The 2,189-nt window shown below is 66.9% G+C and carries 4 protein-coding genes; 2 read left to right on the top strand and 2 right to left on the bottom strand.

All coding sequences use genetic code 11. The features are described 5' to 3' along the window. Window positions 1–454, bottom strand: a 454-nt coding sequence (gene hisF / locus AC1DYI_RS33435; protein ID WP_477208413.1) for an imidazole glycerol phosphate synthase subunit HisF, incomplete at its 3' end; no start/stop codon positions are given. Between the two features lie 163 nt (window positions 455–617). On the opposite strand from hisF, the gene AC1DYI_RS33430 reads away from it, so the two are divergent. Continuing rightward, window positions 618–1,196: a DJ-1/PfpI family protein gene (locus tag AC1DYI_RS33430; RefSeq protein WP_477208412.1), complete on the top strand. Its 579-nt coding sequence runs from the start codon at window positions 618–620 to the stop codon at window positions 1,194–1,196. A gap of 58 nt (window positions 1,197–1,254) precedes the next feature. Further along, complete coding sequence (locus tag AC1DYI_RS33425; protein ID WP_477208411.1) at window positions 1,255–1,635, top strand: ribbon-helix-helix domain-containing protein; 381 nt, start codon at window positions 1,255–1,257, stop codon at window positions 1,633–1,635. Here AC1DYI_RS33425 and AC1DYI_RS33420 read toward each other — a convergent pair. Next, a partial coding sequence (locus tag AC1DYI_RS33420) for a HisA/HisF-related TIM barrel protein (RefSeq protein WP_477208410.1) occupies window positions 1,632–2,189 on the bottom strand: 558 nt, incomplete at its 5' end. The two genes, AC1DYI_RS33425 and AC1DYI_RS33420, sit on opposite strands and share 4 nt — an antisense overlap.

Here is a 2,189-nt window from a genome sequence, read left to right as displayed (position 1 = left end):
CGTGGGTGTACACATCCCAGCCCGGGCCGCGCGCGGCCAGGTCGTCGCCATGGCGGCGTTTGGCGTCGATCGCCACGACGATCGCTTGCGCACCGTATTTCTCTGACGCGTCGCGAATCACCTGCGGGTTCGCCACCGCCGCCGAATTGAAGCTGACCTTGTCGGCACCGGCATTGAGCAAGCGGCGCACGTCTTCGACTGTGCGCACTCCGCCGCCGACAGTCAGCGGAATGAAGACCTGCGACGCCACCGCCTCGATGATGTGCAGGATCAGGTCGCGCCCGTCGCTGGTGGCGGTGATGTCGAGAAAAGTCAGCTCGTCGGCACCCTGCTCGTTGTAACGCGCGGCGATCTCGACCGGGTCGCCGGCATCGCGCAGCTCGACGAAGTTGACGCCTTTGACGACGCGGCCGCCGGTGACATCGAGGCAGGGAATGATGCGTTTGGCGAGCATGGCGAGGCGGTGCGCAGACAGTGGAACGACGGCCCCGATTGTCGCAGCCCGGCACCTGCAAACCGGGTCACAGCCCGCTGTTACCACGCCCATGCACCCGCTCACCAAAATGGTTCACCGCCGGCGCTCGGGTGCGCCGGGGCCCCATTCAAGGAGAGCATCGATGGCGAAGAAGATCCTGATGTTGTGCGGCGACTATGGCGAAGACTACGAAACCATGGTGCCTTTCCAGGCGCTGCTGGCGGTCGGCCACGAGGTGCATGCTGTGGCGCCGGACAAGAAAGCCGGCGACTTCATCCACACGGCGATCCACGACTTCGAAGGCGCGCAGACCTACAGCGAAAAGCCGGGCCACCGCTTCACGCTGAACGCCAGCTTTGCCGACGTGAAGCCCGAGGCCTACGACGCGCTGGTGATCCCGGGCGGTCGCGCGCCCGAGTACCTGCGCATGAACAGCCGCGTGGTCGAGATCACCCGCCACTTCCTGCAGGCCGACAAGCCCGTGGCCGCGGTCTGCCACGGCGCGCAGCTGCTGGCCGCCACCGGGCTGATCAAAGGCCGGCGCGTGTCGGCGTACCCGGCCTGCCAGGTCGAGGTGGAACTGGCCGGTGCCGAGTACTGCGGCATTGCGATCGACGCAGCAGTGACTGACGGCAAGCTCGTCACCGCGCCAGCCTGGCCGGCGCACCCGGCGTGGATCCGCCAGTTCCTGGCCGTGCTCGGCACCCGCATCGAGACTTGAGCGGCAGGGTGTCGTGGCCTACATTGGCAGGCCCGACACCCACCCGACGAGACGGCCCATGTGCGAGATTTTCATCAGCGCCGAACCGGCCAGTTACGAAGGCCGCACCCGCTCGGTGCGGTTGCATGGCGTGGTCACCAGCATCCGGCTGGAGAACCTTTTCTGGGCAGTGCTGGAAGAGATCGCCGAGCGTGACAGCCTCGGCGTGGTGCAGCTGATCGAGCGGCTGTACGACGAGCTGGTGGTGGCGCGCGGCGAGGTCGGCAACTTCGCATCGTTCTTGCGCGTCACCGCTCTGCGTTACGAGGCGCTGCTGGCCGCGCAGCGCATCCCGGCGGACCGCAGCGTGCCGATCCGGTCGCTGGATGCAAAGGCGGTGTTGCGCGAGCTGCCGCCTGGCTGGGGCCGCGCATCGACGGCCCCTGAAGCGGCGGTCTAGCCGGCCTCGGCCAGCTCGTCGGCGCGGGCTTGCGCGGCGGCGAAATCGAGCGCGCCGGTGTAGATCGAGCGGCCGCAGATCACGCCTTCGATGCCCTCGCCTTCGACTGCGCACAACGCCTCGATGTCGGCGATGCTGGACAGCCCGCCGGACGCGAAGACCGGGATCGTCAGGGCTTGGGCCAACTTCACCGTCGCTTCGATATTGAGGCCGGTCAGCATGCCGTCACGGCCGATGTCGGTGTAGATCACGCCTTCGACACCGTAGTCCTCGAACTTCTTCGCCAGGTCGATCACCTCGTGGCCGGTGAGCTTGCTCCAGCCGTCGGTCGCGACCTTGCCGTCTTTCGCATCAAGCCCGACGATGATGTGGCCGCCGAACGCGGTGCAGGCGTCTTGCAGAAAGCCGGGGTTCTTGACCGCAGCGGTGCCGATGATCACGTAACTCAGACCGTCGTCGAGGTAACGCTCGATCGTGTCGAGGTCGCGGATGCCACCACCCAGCTGCACGGGAATCTCGTCGCCCACGGCCTTCAGGATGGCCTTGATCGCCGG

It is taken from the genome of Ideonella sp. P3_A4, from assembly GCF_056403075.1.
Note: the sequence above shows the minus strand (reverse complement) of the source record. Positions and strands in the feature narration are given on the sequence as shown.

Bases quoted from the DNA above. Each gene is read 5' to 3' on its own strand.
- AC1DYI_RS33430 (WP_477208412.1), top strand. From the start codon at position 618: ATGGCGAAGAAGATCCTGATGTTGTGCGGCGACTATGGCGAAGACTAC.
- AC1DYI_RS33425 (WP_477208411.1), top strand. From the start codon at position 1,255: ATGTGCGAGATTTTCATCAGCGCCGAACCGGCCAGTTACGAAGGCCGC.